The following is a 16674-nucleotide window of genomic DNA, read 5'->3' as shown; positions in this document are numbered from 1 at the left end:
TTGCCTCATGGCGGTGCGTCACCGCGGGCGCCCTCCTGGCGGCGCACCTCGTCGAGGTCGGCGAGCTGCTCCAGCTGGCGCACCGGCCGGGCGGTGCGGTGGTTGTGCGCCAGCCGATCCCGGTGCCGGTCCAGGAAGGCCCAGTACCCGGCCGTGAAGGGGCAGGCGCGCTCGCCGGTCCGGTCGCCGGGCCGGTAGCGGCACGGCCCGCACAGGTCGCTCATGCGGTGCAGGTAGGCGCCGCCCGACGTGTACGGCTTGGTCGTCATCCGGCCGCCGTCGGCGTACTGGGACATGCCGACCACGTTGGGCACCATGACCCAGTCGTAGCCGTCCACGAAGCAGCGGTGGAACCAGTCCGTGACCGCGGCGGGGTCCCAGCCCCGCTGGAGCGCGTGGCTGCCGAGGACCATCAGCCGGGGGATGTGGTGGGTCCACCCCGTGTCCCGCACCTGGGCCAGCACCGTGCGCAGGCAGTTCGCCCGCACCGCGTCCGCGTCCAGCTCGTCCCACCAGGCGGGCAGCGGGGCGGTGTGCCCGAGGGCGTTGGAGCGGCGGTAGTCCTCGCCGAAGTACCAGTAGAGCTGCCACACGTACTCGCGCCAGCCGGCGATCTGCCGGACGAACCCCTCCACGCTGTTCAGCGGTGCCCGGCCGGCGCGCCACTCCGCCTCCGCCCGTCCGACGCACTCCGCGGGGTCGAGCAGGCCCAGGTTGAGCGAGGACGACAGCAGGCTGTGGCTCATCACCGGGTCGGCGGCGAGCACGGCGTCCTCGTACGGGCCGAAGGTCGCCAGCCGGTGGGTCAGGAACCGCTTGAGCGCCGCCCGCGCCTCGGTGCGGCTCGCCGGGAACGTGCGCGGCCCGTCCCGGCCCACGAAGGACACGTCGCCGTCGCGCTCCCAGCGGTCCAGGTCGTGACGCACCTCGTCGTCGATCCCGTCCTCGCGCGGCCGGTAGGGCGGCGGGACGTCGAGGACGGGGGCGTCGCGCGGCGGGGGTTGCCGGTTGTCGTGGTCCAGGTTCCACCGGCCCCCGGCCGGGGCGTCGCCGTCCATCAGCAGGTCGTGGCCCCGGCGCACCCACCGGTAGAAGTCCTCCTGCCGCAGCCGCCCGCCGCCGTGCCCGTCCGCCCAGGCCGCGAAGTCCTCCATCGGCACCAGGAACCCCCGCGCGGGTCCCACCCGCACCCCGGGCAGCGAGCGCACCAGCCGCGCCGCGGCGTACGAGGTCGGGTGGTGGACGGTGACCGTCCGGCCGCCCGCGGCCCGCTCCAGCCCCTCCCGGTAGGTGCCGGCGCGGACGTAGCTCACCCGGTCGCCCAGCTCGGCCGCCCGGTGCCGCATGGCCGACAGCACCAGGTGGGCCTTGGCCCGGTGGAAGCGGCGGCGCCGGAACACCGACCGCGACTCGATCATCAGCAGCGGCGTGTCCCGTCCCGGCCCCGCCTCGCCGGGGGTGAGGAAGTGGGGACCGAGCTGGTCGCCGAAGAGCCAGTGCACGGCGCGTCCGCCCTTCTCAGTCACGGCCGCGGGCGTGCCTGAAGCGCGCCAGCCCCTCGGCCAGGTCGATCAGCGGCCCGGGGTAGTCGAGGCCGGCGCGCCGGTCCTCGGGCAGCCGCCAGGGTTCGTGGACGAACCGGTCCTCCACGTCGCGCAGTTCCGGCACCCAGCGGCGCACGTAGGTCCCGCGCGGGTCGAACCGCCTGCCCTGCACGACCGGGTTGAGGACGCGGTGCGGCCGGGTGTCCGTGCCGGTGCCGGCCGCCCACTGCCAGTTGAGCTGGTTGTTGACGATGTCGCCGTCGACCAGCAGGTCGAGGAAGTGCCGGGCGCCGATCCGCCAGTCCACGTACAGCGTCTTGGTCAGGAAGCTCGCGACCAGCAGCCGTGCCCGGTTGTGCATCCAGCCCTCGTGGAGCAGCTGACGCATCGCCGCGTCGACGACCGGATAGCCCGTACGGCCCTCCCGCCAGGCGGCGACGTCCTCGGCCGCCTGCTCCTCGCTCCGCCACCGGTCGTGGCGGGTGCGGTAGTCCCGGACGGACGCGTCGGGGCGCGCCGCCAGCACCTGGTGGTGGAAGTCCCGCCAGCACAGCTGCCGCACGAACGCCTCCGCCCCGGGGCCGCCGTCCGCGCGGGCGCGCCGCACGAGTTCCACCGGGGACAGGGCGCCGAAGTGCAGGTACGGCGACAGGCGCGAGGTCCCGTCGGCGGCGAGCTCGTCGTGCCGCTCCTCGTACCGGGACATCCCCGACCGGGCCCACCGGGAGAACGCCTGCCGGCCCGCCTCCTCGCCTCCCGCGGGAAGCCCAGGGGACAGCCCGGAGAGCGCGTCGCGGGACGGCAGCGGCTCACCCCGCACCTCCTCGGGCACGCGCACGGTGCGCGGCGCCGGGCACGTGTCCCGCAGCCGCTCGGCGGACCAGCGGCGGAAGTAGGGGCTGAACACCGCGTAGTGGTCGGAGCCGGACGGCGTGACCCGCCCGGGCGGGAGGGCGGTGGTCACCGCGTCGTGCACGTGCAGGTCCACCCCGCGGGCGCCGAGGTGCTCGCGCAGCCGCTCCTCCCGGCGCTGCCCGTAGCCCGTCGCCGAGGCGGCCACGTGGACCTGCTCGGCCCCGCACTCGGCCGCCACCGCGGCGGCCTCCCGGGCGACCGGGCCGCTGCGCACGACCAGCCGGCCGCCCCGGCGCCGCAGCGAGGCGTCCAGGTCCGCCAGGCAGTCGGCCAGGAAGGCGCTGCGGTTGGGCGCGTCGAACCCGGCGGCGTGCACGCCCGGATCCCGGACGAAGAGCGGCACCACCTCGTCGGCCGCCGCCAGCGCGGCGCGCAGCGGCGGGTGGTCGTGCAGGCGCAGATCGGAGGTGAACAGGACGACCGCGCGGGTCATGACGTCGCTCCTAGGGGAGGGTGGGGCGGCTGCGTGCGCATCAGTGACGGGCGTTCTTCACCAGCCGGTGCCGCCCGGCGCGCGGTGCCCGGCCGCGGGCGCTCATGCCCTTGGCGGCGGCGTGCGCGATGTTGCGCGCCATCCCGCCGAACACGACGGCGTGGAACGGCGAGACGCTCCACCAGTACGCGTGCCCGAACAGTCCCCGGGGATGGAACAGCGCCCGCTGGCGGTACCGGGTGCGGCCGTCGGCGCCCGTCTCGGCGTACATCTCCAGCCAGGCGAGTCCGGGCAGCCGCATCTCGGCCCGCAGCCGCAGCAGACGGCCCGGCTCGATCTCCTCGACGCGCCAGAAGTCCAGCGAGTCGCCGACCCGCAGCCGCTCGGCGTCACGGCGTCCGCGGCGCAGGCCGACCCCGCCGACGAACCGGTCCAGCCAGCCCCGGACCGCCCAGGCCAGCGGGAAGGAGTACCAGCCGTTGTCGCCGCCGATGCCCTCGATGACCTTCCACAGCGCGGCGCGGGACGCGTCGACCGGCAGCTCCCGGTCGTCCTGGTAGAGGCTGCCGCCGGCCCAGTCCGGGTCGGTGGGCAGCGGGTCGCTGGGCGCGCCGGGCACGGACGCGGACGACCAGCGGGTGTCCACCTGGGCGTCCCGGACCTTGCGCAGCGCCAGGGCCAGGGCCTCGTCGAAGGGCAGCGGCCGGCCCGGCGGGTCGGGGACGTACCGGGCGATGTCGTGCTCGTGACAGACCACCTCGTGGCGGAGCGACTCGGTCAGCGGCCGGGCGATGGAGGCGGGCACCGGGGTGACGAGACCGACCCAGTGGCTCGACAGCCGCGGGGTGAGGACCGGCACCGGCACGATGATCCGCCGCTTCAGCCCGGCGACGACGGCGTAGCGGCGCATCATCTCCCGGTACGTCAGGACGTCCGGCCCGCCGATGTCGAAGGCCCGGTCGACGTCGGCCGGCATGGTCGCCGAGCCGACGAGGTAGCGCAGCACGTCGCGGACGCCGATCGGCTGGGTCCGCGTGTGCACCCAGCTCGGGGTCACCATCACGGGCAGGCGCTCGGTCAGGTAGCGCAGCATCTCGAACGAGGCCGACCCCGAGCCGATGACGACCGCCGCCCGCAGCACCGTGGCGGGCACCGGGCCGTCGAGGAAGATGCGCCCCACCTCAGCCCTGGAGCGCAGGTGCGGGGAGAGGGAGTGCTCGGGCACCCCCCGCGGGGTGAGTCCGCCGAGGTAGACGATCCGCCGTACGCCGGCGGCGTGCGCCTGCTCGGCGAAGATCCGGGCGGCGCGGCGGTCCGTGTCCTCGAAGTCGGAGCCGGTGCCGAGCGCGTGCACCAGGTAGTAGGCGACGTCCACGCCGCGCATGGCCTCGGCGACGGAGGCGGCGTCCGTGACGTCTCCGCGCACCGTCTCGGCGTCCGGCGCCCAGGCGTGGTCGCGGAGCTTGCCGGGGGAGCGGGCCAGGCAGCGGACCCGGTGGCCGGCCCGCAGCAGTTCCGGCACCAGCCGCCCGCCGATGTAGCCGGACGCTCCGGTGACCAGGCAGCGCAGCCGTTCGCCGGGCTGCTGTCCGTCAGTGGCTGCCACGGGTGCTCCTCTCGGGGGTGCGGTGCGATCCGCCCGTCGGTCCGATCATGGCCGCGCGCGGGCGGCCCCGCCTGTCGCGCTCACGCGGCCGGCGGCGCCGGGCAGTCGGCGGAGGCCGTCCGGCCGGGCCGCCGGCCGCCGCGGGTGCGGGCGGGCCGGCCCGGTGGCCGCCGGAGCCGTCCGACTGCTCCGCACGGGCGAACCCGGCCGGGCACCACCCGGTAGGCGCCCGGCTCGCTCCCGGTCCGGGCTCCCGCGCCGCGGGCGCGTCCGGTCCGCTCCTCCGCGACCGCCGGACGGCCGCGGGGACCGCGTGGGCCGAGGGGCCGCGGGGGCCGTCCTTCTCGCCGTGGCGTGCATACGGGTCTCCTGCCGAAGGCGTCGGACGGCACCGGCCGTCCACACCACCCCTTCGCCGCCGCCCGCCCCGGCGGATGCAGCCTTCGTCGCACGCGGCACGCTTGGCGCGACGGCCCCTAGTCCCGCCCGGAGCGGGAGGCCGCGGGGCCGTTCCGGGCGCCCGTGCCGAGCATCCCCGTCGCCCGGAACGGCTCGGCGGCGTCCAGACGGGGCAGTTCGTGCCGCGACAGCATCGTCACCACCGAGGGCATCGCGGCGCGCACGAGCTGGCCCGCCCACAGCCAGCGGGGTACGTACACCGACGGGCGGCGCCGTTCGACGGCGGTGATCAGCCGGCCCGCCACGTACTCCACGGGGTACACCCTGCGCGCCGGCGGCGGCATGTGCCCGCGCAGCTCGCGCAGCACCGGGTGCGCGTCGGCGTCCCGGACCATGTCGGTGTCGGTCCAGTTGATGTAGGCGATGCCGACGCCCACGCGCCGGTGGGCCACCTCGGCCCGCAGGGAGTGGGCGAACGACTCGGCACCGGCCTTCGAGGCGCAGTACGCGCTCATCATCGGGGCGGCGCCGATGGAGGCGAGCGAGGCGACCTGGAGGAAGTACCCGCACGTGTCGAACAGGTCCCCCATGAAGGAGCGGGCGGTCGCGGCACTGCCCACCAGGTTCACCTCGACGACCCGGCGCCACACCGCGGGATCGGACTCGGCGAACGGACCGCCCTCGGCCACCCCCGCGTTGGCGACCACCACGGACGCGGGCCCGAGCCGCGCCCGGATGTCCGCGGCCGCCAGGGCCATGCCCCGGTCGTCCGTGACGTCGACCTCCCAGCACCCGCCGGCCCCCGGCAGCGACTCCTGGACCGGCCGCAGCGTCCGCTCCTCACGCCCGAGCAGCGCGACCCTCGCCCCGCGCGCGGACAGCTCCCGCGCCATCGCGGCCCCCAGACCGCGCGCCGCTCCGGTCACGACGGCGGTCCTCCCGCGCAACGGACTCCCGCTGACCGGCATCACGACGGCTCCTCTCCGGGGGCGGCGTCCGTCCCGCTCAGCGTAAGCAGAGGCGCGCCCCGGGGCATGCGGGGCGACACCACCTCCGAAAAGCGACACACCACTCCGTAAAGCCGCAATCCGCATCCATCGGGACGGCGGCGGACGAAAGACGGTCATGAAGCTGCGAGACGAACTCCCGGTCGACCACCACCTGGCGACCGTCCACCGCTACGGAGCCGCCTTCTGCGGCCTGGTCCTGCTGACCTTCGCCGCCCTCGGCTTCGCCGACGCCCTCAGCCCCTTCGACACGTCCGGCGACACGATCGCCGGCATGACCACCAACGTGGCGCTCAGCGTCATCTCGGCGGTCGTGGGCCTCGCCCTCCTCGTCGGCGCCGCCGTCGGCGGCAACTTCGCCTCCACCCTGAACATGACGGTGGGCGGACTGTTCGTGCTGAGCGGTTTCGCCCACCTCCTCGTCCTGGACCGCGACGCCAACATCCTGGACTTCGGCATGACCAACGTGATCTTCAGCTTCGTCATGGGGCTGCTCATCGCGACCTTCGGCATGTACGGCCGCGTGTCCGGCAGGCTTCCCGACGACAACCCCTACCGTCGCCGCCGGCACGCGCGGCGAGCGGACCGGGAGACGGACCCCGCCGCACTGCCGCCCGTACGGCCCGCCCTGCTGGCCCCCGGGGAGCAGCCGGAAGCCCCCGGTGGAGGCAGGGCACTGCGCTGACGGACCGGCCCTGAACGGCCCGACGGCGGCCAGCGGGCACCGGCCGTGCCCGCGGGCCCGAGGGTCGGACCCGGCCCGAGTCCGAACGGGTGGCGGCGGGGCGAGTCGGCTCCGCGGTAGGCGGCACGCGTGGCGAGACTGACCGGCATGGACGGTGCAGGGCGGACGGTGGTCATCGGCGTGGGCAACGAGTTCCGCCGCGACGACGGCGTGGGGTGGGCGGTGGTGGACCGCCTCGCCGAGCCGGGACCCGGCGGACCCCCTCTGACCGGGGTGCAACTCGCCGTCTCCGACGGTGACCCGGCGCGGCTGCTCGGCCTCTGGCAGGGCGCGACGCTCGGCATCGTCGTCGACGCCGCCCACGCCCACCCCGGGTGCCCCGGCCGCGTCCACCGGCTGGAGGTGACCCGGGGGATGCCGGCCGCGACGGCGGCGGCCAGCTCCCACGGCATGGGCCTGGGCGAGGCCGTCGAACTGGCCCGCGCCCTGGAACGGCTGCCGGAGCGCCTGGTCGTCTACGCGGTCGAGGGCGAGGACGTCTCGGTGGGCCGGGGTCTGTCCGCCCCGGTCCGGACCGCCGTCGCCGTGGTGGCCGAGCGCGTACGGCAGGAGATCCAGCGCCACCGCCGTACCCCGACGGGGCTCCCGGCATGAGCGCGACGAGGCAGGCGCGGCACGTCGGAACCGACGCCTGGAGGCCCCTGTCATGACGTCCGACACCGCGGTCATCGACACCGACGGACTGGACGGGCTGGTGGCCGCCCTCGTCCGGCGCGGGCGCACCGTCGTCGGCCCCACCGTGCGCGACGACGCCATCGTGCTGGCCGAACTCGACTCCGCCCGCGAACTGCCCTACGGATGGGGTGTGGAGCTGGAGGCCGGCACCTACCGGCTGCGGCGCCGCCACGACCGGATGGCCTTCTCCCACAGCGCCGGCCCGCAGTCGTGGAAGCAGTACCTGCACCCGCAGCGGGTACGGCAGTGGAGCGCCGACCGCGGCCCGGACGGCACGGTCACGGTGACCGAGGAGACGGACCGGCCGCCGGCCTACGCGTTCCTGGGCGTGCGCCCCTGCGACCTGGCCGCCATCGCCACCCAGGACCGCGTACTGATGGGCGGCCCGCACACCGACGACGTCTACCGCCGGCGCCGCACCGGCGCGTTCCTGGTCGTGGTCGAGTGCGTCGAACCGGGCGCCACCTGCTTCTGCGTCTCCATGGGCACCGGCCCCGCCGCGCACGGCTCCTACGACCTGGCCCTGACGGAGGTGGACGACGAGCGCGGGCACCGCTTCTGGGCGCGCGCCGGCAGCGAGGCGGGCGCCGAGGTGCTCTCGGAACTGCCCCGCCTGCCCGCCGACACGGCCACCGCCGACACGGCCCGGGACGCCGTCGCCCGGGCCGCCGGGCGCATGGGGCGGACCATGCCCGAAGTGGACCTGCGGGACCTGATGCGCGACACGCGCGAGGCCGAACGCTGGAACGACGTGGCTGCCCGATGCCTGACCTGCGGCAACTGCACCATGGTCTGCCCGACCTGCTACTGCACCACCACCGAGGACGTCACCGACCTCACCGGTGACCACGCCGAGCGCTGGCGGCGCTGGGACGTCTGCTACGACCTCGACTTCACCCATCTGCCCGGCGGATCCGTCCGGCAGACCGGGCGCAGCCGCTACCGGCAGTGGCTCACCCACAAGATCGGCACCTGGCACGACCAGTTCGACATGTCCGGCTGCGTGGGCTGCGGCCGGTGCATCGTCTGGTGCCCGGTCGCCATCGACATCACCGAGGAGGCGCACGCCCTGAACGCCGAACGCGCCGCCGGCCCGCGGACCGGGGCGAACGGCACGGAGACGCCGGAGGGGGAGGGGCGCCCGTGACGACCACGACAGGCTTCACGGCCGGCCTGACCACCGAGCAGCGGGCACGGCTGAGCACCCTGGCCCGCCCGGTGTCCTTCCCGCCCGGGCACCGGGTGTTCGACGAGGGCGAGCACGCCGACCGCTTCTGGATCGTCTCCGGGGGCCCGGTGGCGCTCGACGTCCAGGTCCCCGGCCGCCCCGCGCCCGTCGTCGAGACGCTCGGTCCGGGCGACCTGCTGGGCTGGTCCTGGCTCTTCGAGCCCTACCGCTGGCACCTGGGCGCCCGCACCCTCGGCGCCGTGACCGCCGAGGAGTTCGACGCCGCCGCGGTGCGCACCGCCTGCGAGCAGGACACCGGCTTCGGCTACGCCGTGGCGCGCGCCGTCGCCGCCGTGGTCGGACAGCGCCTGAAGGCCACCCGGATCCGGCTCCTCGACCTCTACGCACCGCCCCTGGGAGGCGGACGGTGACCCTGCCCCGGATCTACGAGATCGCGCACCGCGAGCGGGAGACGGCCGACACCGCGACCCTCACCCTGACGCCACGCGACACGGCGCTGCCGCCGTTCCGCCCCGGCCAGTTCGCGATGGTCTACGCGTTCCCCCGCGGCGAGGCCCCCCTCTCCCTGGCCGGCGCCCACCCCGCGGACACCGCCCTGACGCACACCGTGCGGGCGGTCGGGCCCGTCACCCGGGCCCTGCACGACCTGCGGCCCGGACAGCAGGTGGGAGTACGCGGCCCCTACGGCACCCCCTGGGACCTGACCGCCGGCCACGGCCGGGACCTGCTGCTGATCGCGGGCGGCCTCGGACTGGCCCCGCTGCGCCCCCTGCTCCAGGCCGCCCTCGCCGAGCCCCACCGCCACTCCGGCGTCACCCTGCTCATCGGCGCCCGCACCCCCGCCGACCTGGTCTACCGCCACCAGTACCCCACGTGGAGCGAGCAGGGGGCCCGGGTCGCAGTCACCGTGGACCGCCCCGACGAGCACTGGACCGGAGAGGTCGGCGTCGTCACCACCCTCCTGGACCGGGTGCCGTTCCGCCCCGAACGCACCACCGCCTACCTGTGCGGCCCGGAGGTCATGATGCGCGCCACCGCCCGGGACCTCGCCCACCGCGGCGTCCCCGCCACGCACACCTTCCTGTCCCTGGAACGCACCATGCGCTGCGGCACCGGACACTGCGGCCAGTGCCAGCTCGGCCCGCTGCTGCTGTGCCGGGACGGCCCCACCGCACCCTGGGACCGCGCCGAACCCCTTCTCGCCGTCCGGGAGCTGTGACAGCCGTGACCACCGACGACCACGCACCCGACCCCGGGGCCCCGCACCGGGACGGCCGCAGACCGACCCTCGCCGTATGGAAGTTCGCCTCCTGCGACGGCTGCCAGCTCACCCTCCTGGACTGCGAGGACGAACTGCTGCCACTCGCCGAGCACCTGGAGATCTCCTACTTCCGCGAAGCCACCAGCACCGCCGCACCCGGCCCGTACGACCTCTCCCTGGTCGACGGCTCCATCACCACCCCGGAGGACGCCGCGCGCATCCAGCACGTCAGGGCCGTCTCCCGCCACCTGGTCACCATCGGCGCCTGCGCCACCGCCGGGGGCATCCAGGCGCTGCGCAACTTCGCCGACGTCGCCGAGTTCCGCGCGGCCGTCTACGCGAGCCCCGAGTACATCGACACCCTCGACGAGTCCACCGCCGTCTCCCTCAACGTGCCGGTCGACTTCGAACTGCGCGGCTGCCCCATCGACCGCGGCCAACTGCTGGAGGTGATCACCGCCTTCCTGACCGGCCGCCGCCCCGACATCCCCGACCACTCCGTGTGCTTCCCCTGCAAGCGCCGCGGCACGGTCTGCCTGCCCGTCGCGAAGGGCGTCCCCTGCCTGGGACCGGTCACCCACGACGGCTGCGGCGCCCTGTGCCCGTCCTACGGACGCGGCTGCTACGGCTGCTTCGGCCCCTCCGGATCCACCAACCTCCCCGCCCTCGTCCCGCTGCTGCGCCGCGACGGCATGACGGACACCGACGTGGTCCGGGTGCTCCGCACCTTCAACGCCGCCGCGCCCGAGTTCGCCGAGGCCTCCACCGCCCTGGAGCACACCGCCGAGCCCCCCGGGAGCGAACGGTGACCCACCGAGGCTCCCGGACGGTCCACGTCGGCGGCATCTCCCGCGTCGAGGGCGAGGGCGCGCTCCACCTCCGCGTGGACCAGGGCCACGTCACCGAGGCCCGGCTGCGCATCTACGAACCCCCGCGCTTCTTCGAGGCGTTCCTGCGCGGCCGCGCCCACACCGAACCCCCGGACATCACCTCCCGCGTCTGCGGCATCTGCCCGGTGGCCTACCAGATGAGCGCCTGCCGAGCCGTGGAGGACGCCTGCGGGGTCACGGTCACCGGCCCCCTCGCCGACCTGCGCAGGCTGCTGTACTGCGGGGAGTGGATCGAGAGCCAGACCCTGCACATCTACCTCCTGCACGCCCCCGACTTCCTCGGCCACCCCGACGCCATCACCATGGCCCGCCGCCACCGCGCCGACGTCGAACGAGGCCTCCGCATCAAGCAGGCCGGCAACGCCGTCGTAGAGCTGCTCGGCGGACGCGCCATCCACCCGGTCAACGTCCGCCTGGGCGGCTTCCACCGCACCCCCACGAGGGCCGAGCTGGGGCCGCTCGCGGAACGCCTGCGCGGGGCACGGGAGGACGCCCTGCACACCGTGGAATGGGCGGCCGGCTTCGACTTCCCCGACGCGGGCTGCGACGCGCAGCTGCTGGCCCTGGCCGAACCCGGCCGCTACGCCATCGAGGGCGGCACGCCCACGGTCATGCAGGCCCCGACCTCCGCCGGCCTCCCCCCGGACAGCACCCGCGCCCTGCCCACCCGGACCTTCCCCCTCCGCGACTTCGAACACCACGTGGTCGAACGCCCCGAACCGCACTCCACCGCCCTGTACTCGTCCCTCGACGGGCACCTGCACCTGACCGGCTCCCTGGCCCGGTACGCCGTCAGCGGACGCTGGCTGTCCCCCCTCGCCCTCCAGGCCGCACACGCCGCCGGCCTGGGCGACCCCCGCGCGGGCGACGTCTGCCGCAACCCCTTCCGCAGCATCCTGGTGCGCGCGGTGGAGGTGGTCTACGCCCTGGACGAGGCACTGCGCCTGATCGACGCCTACGAACCACCACCCGCCCCCGCCGTGCCCGTACCCGCGCGCGCAGGGACCGGCCGGGGCGCCACCGAGGCCCCGCGCGGCCTGCTCTACCACCGCTACACCCTGACCGCCGACGGCACCATCACCGACGCCGCCCTGGTCCCGCCCACGGCCCAGAACCAGGACGCCATCGAGGACCACCTCCGCACGGTCGTCCAGTCCCGCCTCGACTCCACCCGCGGCCTGACCGACCTGGACGACGCCCAACTACGCGCCCTCTGCGAACGAGCCATCCGCAACCACGACCCCTGCATCTCCTGCTCGGCCCACTTCCTCGACCTCACGGTGGAACGCCCGGGGGTCGAGGACCCCGGCCGTCACCGCTGACAGCGACCAGGCGGCGGCCGCACCGCGCGCCGGGCCATGTTCGTCAGCCCGGCCACGGCAAGCCGTGCCGACCCCTTCGGTCACGATCGGGCCGGTAGCCCTCGGCGGGGAGCGACCTGGCCCAGTCACGTTGCCCGGCGGACACCCGCTCCGGACCCGGACGCTCGACGCACGCCGTCAGACCTTGATCACCGTGATGCGCCCGCCGCACAGTGCTGTGACGTCCTCGGTGTCGGAGGTCAGGACCGTGACGGGACCGGGCGCGGTCAGGGCGGTGGCGGCGAGCATGGCGTCGATGGCGTACTTGTGGCCGTGGAGACCCGCGTCGGCGAGGAGCGCGGCAGCGTGCCGGGCGATCGACTCGGTGACCGGTTCGACGACGAGGCGGGAAAGGGTCCACTCCAGCGCCGGGCGGTTGATGCCGGGGTGCACCACTTCGACGAGGGTGGCTGCCGAAGTGATCACGCGCAGGTCATCGGCGCGGGCCAGAGCAAGCCAGCCGGTCACCGTTCGGTCTCGCAGCACAGCCTTGGCCAGCCCTTCGCTGTCGAGGACCAGGGTGCCGCCGGGGACAGCGGGGGAACGGGTCACGCCGCGTTCGCTCCGTCCCGCGCCTGCTGCTCACGTGCCTCGTGGAGCCGGTCCCGCAGGGACTGGACTTCCTCGTCCGTAATGGGTCCGTGTTCGGCCTCGGCCACCTGGATCAGCTCATTGAGGTTGTCCCGTTCGATCTGACGGGCGACAGCCGCGGCAACGTAGGCGGACAGGCCGGAGGGGCCGCTGCGGGCTTTGGCGGCTTCGGCGATGTCACGGGGCATGGTGATCGAGTACTTGCCAGTAGGCTCACTCATGCCACCAATCCTACCTATGGTCCTCTCGGCTTGGCCCTGTCTCGACCACGTGCCGTCGGCTGTCGAGCGCCGACCGCACCTGCCGCGTCGCGTGCTGTACCGCCGACGGATTGCCGCGCCGGATGCCCCGACCGGTTCGCGCCCTGCGCGTGGACCGGGGCGGGGTGGGCGGCAGCTTCGACGACCCTACGAGGGAAGAACGCACGGCGAGCGCAACGGCAGAAGGACCCCGAGCAGCCTCCGCCTCCCGAGGAGAGGCCGAACGCCGGCCGACGGACATCCCGGAAAACTCCGGGCTGACCAGGGAGTGACCCCTGATCTTGTCCACGGAACAGTCCACAGCTCCCGTGCCGGGGCATCTCGGCGTCGCATCCGCCCGCACATACGCGAAGACCCCGGCCTCAGCGTTTCCGCTGCTGACGGGGTCTTTGGGCACCTCATGTTCGGTGCCCCCGGCAGGATTCGAACGTGCGCACATGGCTCCGGAGGCCGTTGGATCTCTCGGCGCCCGTGCAGATCAGCGACCTATTCGTGGCCCACTTACGTCATTCCGTCCACGGATAGTCCACGACCGTGGGGCATCGCTAGTACTCCAACCGTAGATCACGATCTTGCTGGTTGGGGGTGACCCCGGGTATTCCACTACCAACATCAAACCGCCCAGACGTGAAGATCACGGTCTACGGCTGAAGTGCCGAAAGTGGGCCATCGGACAGTCAAATTCAATACGCGCGGCGCGCGATCACGGGACAGACATCGCTATCCGCGCCCTAAGAGCCACGCCCGCGCCTCGAAGGAATTTGCTGGGGGAGTAGCAGAGCGAAGGATAGAGTCAACTTCTCAGCCTAGTACGTCCTCTAGCTTTACGGCCTTCTTGAAGACGACAGAATGCCCAATCTTCCCCAAGGCATCAAAGTGGGCCTTGCCGCAGTCGATTTTGGCCTGTTCGGTCGGGCGCAGGCCCTCCGCGTGCAGACCGCCCTTCGTCTCGACCACGAGGTAGAGGCGTATCCCGTCGCCATCTGCAGAATCAGCGACGACCGCCCAGTCCGGGTTGTAATCGCCCAGTGGGGTTCGGATCCTAAACCAGTCAGGGAGTTTGGCGTAGACCTTGACCGAGGTGTTGAGCTCCAACTCGGTGGCGAAGTCCCGCTCCACTGTGGAATCGTGGAGGACCATCTCGTAAACGCTCTTGGCGGTGGGGGAAAGCATGTTGCGCAGGTATCCAGTCAGCGTGTGCTGATTGAACTCCTTCAGCGAGTATGCTTCCGCTCCGCGCCGTTCGTAGCTGATGCCGTCCACCACAGCCAGCTGCTTGCAGCGGTTGATCGCCTGGGCCGCGAGGTCGATGAACCGCTGGGGGTTGCGGCGGAAGTCGTCCAGCCGACTCGAGTTGGTGAGGATGCGGCAGATGCTGCGCCGGGTCAGGTGGGTGCGGTCCTGGAGTTCGGTGAGGACATCAGGGAGGACCACCGCGGAGTTGTCCAGAGATGAGATCTCGGCGCCGGCGCGCTCTTGTGCCGTGACACCACTCTCCGCCACCGAGATACCGGCTTTGCGCCACTGTAGCCGGGCCTTGGGGATCGCTGGGGCCTCCCGCAGGGCGCGGGTGCATGCGGCGATGAGCCGTTCGTTGTCGAAGTCGAGCCTGTACGTTGTCTTGGGGCTGATTCGGTCCCAGAGCGCGATGAACTCCGGGCTGTGGAGGAGTTCATGCCGGACGGATACCTCGCGGCGCTCGTCGGCGTTCTTGATGGTGAACTGGCCCGCCAGCTTGTGGAGGTGCCGCCTTGCCTGGTCAGCTACCTCGTCGAACTCCGCGGGCAGGGAAAGGTGGTCCTTCCGCAGGGCGGTGCGGAGCTTTTCCTCGATCCTGCCCCGACCGCTGATGTATCCCTCGGCGCGGAGGTGGTCCCACAGGGCTTTCGAACGCTCGAAGCCTAGGGCCGCAAGGTGACCGTCGGCTCCCGTCGTGTTCAGACTGGCAAACTCGTGCTGCTCGACGATGCCGAAGCGGATGCCGGTGTCCTCCTCGATCTCCTTCTGGAGGCGCTCGGCAAACTGTTCGTAGCTCTCGGTAGCGATCACGGTCAGGGTGTTCACGTCGAAGCCACGCACCCGGTCGCCCTGCTGATTGACGCACAAGCGCAGGCCGCGGCCAATGGTTTGCCGTCGCTCGCTCTCTGAGCGGATATCGCGCAGGGTGCAGATCTGGAAGACGTTGGGGTTGTCCCAGCCCTCGCGCAGCGCGGAGTGGGAGAAGATGAATTTGAGCGGGGTGCTCAGGCTCAGCAATTCTTCTTTCTTCTGCATGATGAGGGCGTAGGCGCGCTCTGCGTTGTCTCGGCCGGCCTGGGACGACTTCTCGTCGGTGTCCTGCCACCTCTGCTGTTTGTCAATCGAGAAATAGCCGCCGTGGACCTGTTCCGCAGTGGATTCGAGATCGACGTCGGAGAAGAGTGTGCGGTATTCGGGGAGCTGGGTGAGGCGTCGGTACTCCTCCTCGAAGATTTCTGCGTACACACCCTTGGTCTGCGTTCCGTCCGGCAGGTAGACGCGGTACCGGGCGACTTCATCGATGAAGAAGAGGCTGAGTACCTTGATGCCCTGGGGGCGGAGCATCAGCTCCTTATCTAGGTGTTCCTTGATGGTCCGACGGATCATATGGCGTTGGATAGTCAGCGGTTCGATGCCGCCCCAGGACTGTCCGTGCGTGAGGATCTGCCCGTCTTGACCAGGCAGGCGCAGTTCCATGGAGGGCGATCCATCCGCCCTGATCTCACCGATACGAAAGTTCCGGTACGCCGCGAGACCCGTGGTTTCCTCCAGGTCGTCGCCGTCTCGGACGGTGACCTCGGCTCTGCGGACTTCTCTCGCGGTCTGTTTGTTGACAGCGATCCTCGCCGTGAGGTCACCTGCCCTGTGGGAGACGTTCAGCAGTTCCACGAAAGGTCCGCCGAAGTCGTCTTCGATCGTCGCGGATGCGACCTCGATTTGCTTGACGAGTTTTCGCTCGTACGCGTCTACGGCATCCAGTCGGTAAACCATGCTGTGCTTCTCCGCATGGGTGGCAGAATAGCGCAGGGTGCACAGTGGCTGCATACGATCGAGGGCTTCCCGGCCGCGACCGTAAGGCCCGCCGTCGACGCTCTGGGGCTCGTCGACAATCACGATGGGGCGGGTGGCTTTGATCAGGTCGATCGGCCTGCCGCCGCTGATTTTGTCGCTCTCCTTGTATAGGTTGTTGACGTCCTGCTTGTTGATCGCCCCGATTGTCGTGATCATAATGCGGATTTGGGAGCTGGTCGCGAAGTCCCTGACCCTATCGAGTTTCGAGGAGTCGTAGAGGTAATAGTCGAAGGGTGTACTCGAATACAGTCCGTCGAAGTGAGGCTTCATGGTCCGGAGGGAGCTATACACGCCCTCCTTGATGGCGACCGAGGGCACGACGATGACGAACTTGGTGAATCCGTAACGCTTGTTTAGTTCGAGGATCGTGCGCAGATAGACGTACGTCTTTCCGGTGCCGGTCTCCATCTCCACGGTGAAGTTCCGCGAACCCACCGAATCGCACTGTCGCAGGCCGTTGCGGAGCTGGACTTCCCGGAGGTTGGCGAGCAAGTCCTCCTCGAAGAGGGTCAGCTTGTTGCCGACGCCCATTGCGTCGAGGTCCACGTCAAGGGTTTGGTCGTCGTCCAGCGCCTGATGCGTGACGGTGAACGCATTCCGGCAGATTTCCTGGCCTCGGAAGAGATCACAGACGGCCTCAATCGCCTGGATTTGGTAGTCGAGGTCTGCTTCAAAATGCAGCTTCATAGTGGGTCGGTCCTCCACGGC

At 72.0% G+C, this 16674-nt stretch carries 14 protein-coding genes; 7 read left to right on the top strand and 7 right to left on the bottom strand.

The window, feature by feature from the left end; genetic code table 11:
- Nucleotides 1-5: 5 nt before the first annotated feature.
- From ACFWJB_RS15770 to ACFWJB_RS15755, 4 genes are all read right to left on the bottom strand, one after another.
- Entirely contained in the window at nucleotides 6-1502 is a 1497-nt protein-coding gene (locus ACFWJB_RS15770; RefSeq protein ID WP_386922802.1) for a cryptochrome/photolyase family protein, read from the bottom strand.
- 16 nt (nucleotides 1503-1518) lie between these two features.
- Complete coding sequence (locus tag ACFWJB_RS15765; RefSeq protein WP_386922776.1) at nucleotides 1519-2892, bottom strand: cryptochrome/photolyase family protein; 1374 nt, start codon at nucleotides 2890-2892, stop codon at nucleotides 1519-1521.
- Between the two features lie 40 nt (nucleotides 2893-2932).
- Nucleotides 2933-4498, bottom strand: coding sequence for an SDR family oxidoreductase (locus tag ACFWJB_RS15760; protein ID WP_386922774.1), 1566 nt, complete (start codon nucleotides 4496-4498; stop codon nucleotides 2933-2935).
- 476 nt (nucleotides 4499-4974) lie between these two features.
- Nucleotides 4975-5865, bottom strand: a complete 891-nt coding sequence (locus ACFWJB_RS15755; protein ID WP_386922772.1) for an SDR family oxidoreductase — start codon at nucleotides 5863-5865, stop codon at nucleotides 4975-4977.
- A gap of 157 nt (nucleotides 5866-6022) precedes the next feature.
- Here ACFWJB_RS15755 and ACFWJB_RS15750 point away from each other — a divergent pair, with 157 nt between their 5' ends.
- From ACFWJB_RS15750 to ACFWJB_RS15720, 7 genes are all read left to right on the top strand, one after another.
- Nucleotides 6023-6589 (top strand): DUF4383 domain-containing protein, encoded by a 567-nt coding sequence (locus ACFWJB_RS15750; protein WP_386922770.1) that lies wholly within the window; start codon nucleotides 6023-6025, stop codon nucleotides 6587-6589.
- 147 nt (nucleotides 6590-6736) lie between these two features.
- Complete coding sequence (locus ACFWJB_RS15745; RefSeq protein WP_385467257.1) at nucleotides 6737-7243, top strand: hydrogenase maturation protease; 507 nt, start codon at nucleotides 6737-6739, stop codon at nucleotides 7241-7243.
- A gap of 52 nt (nucleotides 7244-7295) precedes the next feature.
- Nucleotides 7296-8471 (top strand): 4Fe-4S dicluster domain-containing protein, encoded by a 1176-nt coding sequence (locus ACFWJB_RS15740; RefSeq protein WP_386922767.1) that lies wholly within the window; start codon nucleotides 7296-7298, stop codon nucleotides 8469-8471.
- Nucleotides 8468-8923 (top strand): cyclic nucleotide-binding domain-containing protein, encoded by a 456-nt coding sequence (locus ACFWJB_RS15735; protein WP_386922765.1) that lies wholly within the window; start codon nucleotides 8468-8470, stop codon nucleotides 8921-8923. The genes ACFWJB_RS15740 and ACFWJB_RS15735 overlap by 4 nt, the downstream gene beginning before the upstream one ends.
- Entirely contained in the window at nucleotides 8920-9732 is an 813-nt protein-coding gene (locus tag ACFWJB_RS15730; protein ID WP_386922763.1) for an FAD/NAD(P)-binding protein, read from the top strand. Before ACFWJB_RS15735 ends, ACFWJB_RS15730 begins: the two co-directional genes overlap by 4 nt.
- A 5-nt stretch (nucleotides 9733-9737) precedes the next feature.
- A complete protein-coding gene (locus ACFWJB_RS15725; RefSeq protein ID WP_386922761.1) occupies nucleotides 9738-10583 on the top strand; it encodes an oxidoreductase in 846 nt (281 codons plus the stop codon).
- The gene (locus ACFWJB_RS15720) at nucleotides 10580-11986 is read left to right on the top strand and encodes a Ni/Fe hydrogenase subunit alpha (protein WP_386922759.1); all 1407 of its coding nucleotides are present in this window, start codon (nucleotides 10580-10582) and stop codon (nucleotides 11984-11986) included. The genes ACFWJB_RS15725 and ACFWJB_RS15720 overlap by 4 nt, the downstream gene beginning before the upstream one ends.
- Nucleotides 11987-12163: 177 nt before the next feature.
- Here the strand turns inward: ACFWJB_RS15720 and ACFWJB_RS15715 are convergent, their stop codons facing one another.
- The 3 genes from ACFWJB_RS15715 to ACFWJB_RS15705 all read right to left on the bottom strand — a co-directional run bounded on the left by ACFWJB_RS15715 (nucleotide 12164) and on the right by ACFWJB_RS15705 (nucleotide 16671).
- On the bottom strand, nucleotides 12164-12577 hold the full coding sequence (locus ACFWJB_RS15715; RefSeq protein ID WP_386922757.1) for a PIN domain-containing protein: 414 nt from the start codon (nucleotides 12575-12577) through the stop codon (nucleotides 12164-12166).
- Nucleotides 12574-12837 (bottom strand): CopG family transcriptional regulator, encoded by a 264-nt coding sequence (locus tag ACFWJB_RS15710; protein ID WP_385467278.1) that lies wholly within the window; start codon nucleotides 12835-12837, stop codon nucleotides 12574-12576. The genes ACFWJB_RS15715 and ACFWJB_RS15710 overlap by 4 nt, the downstream gene beginning before the upstream one ends.
- Before the next feature lie 840 nt (nucleotides 12838-13677).
- The gene (locus tag ACFWJB_RS15705) at nucleotides 13678-16671 is read right to left on the bottom strand and encodes a type III restriction-modification system endonuclease (protein WP_386922755.1); all 2994 of its coding nucleotides are present in this window, start codon (nucleotides 16669-16671) and stop codon (nucleotides 13678-13680) included.
- Between the last annotated feature and the right edge of the window lie 3 nt (nucleotides 16672-16674).

Source organism: Streptomyces sp. NPDC127100, from assembly GCF_042724095.1.
In the GTDB taxonomy this organism is placed as follows: Bacteria; Actinomycetota; Actinomycetes; order Streptomycetales; family Streptomycetaceae; genus Streptomyces.
This window is presented reverse-complemented; position numbering and strand designations above follow the sequence as displayed.

Bases quoted from the DNA above. Each gene is read 5' to 3' on its own strand.
- ACFWJB_RS15765 (WP_386922776.1), bottom strand. From the start codon at position 2,892: ATGACCCGCGCGGTCGTCCTGTTCACCTCCGATCTGCGCCTGCACGAC.
- ACFWJB_RS15755 (WP_386922772.1), bottom strand. From the start codon at position 5,865: ATGCCGGTCAGCGGGAGTCCGTTGCGCGGGAGGACCGCCGTCGTGACC.
- ACFWJB_RS15750 (WP_386922770.1), top strand. From the start codon at position 6,023: ATGAAGCTGCGAGACGAACTCCCGGTCGACCACCACCTGGCGACCGTC.
- ACFWJB_RS15745 (WP_385467257.1), top strand. From the start codon at position 6,737: ATGGACGGTGCAGGGCGGACGGTGGTCATCGGCGTGGGCAACGAGTTC.
- ACFWJB_RS15740 (WP_386922767.1), top strand. From the start codon at position 7,296: ATGACGTCCGACACCGCGGTCATCGACACCGACGGACTGGACGGGCTG.
- ACFWJB_RS15710 (WP_385467278.1), bottom strand. From the start codon at position 12,837: ATGAGTGAGCCTACTGGCAAGTACTCGATCACCATGCCCCGTGACATC.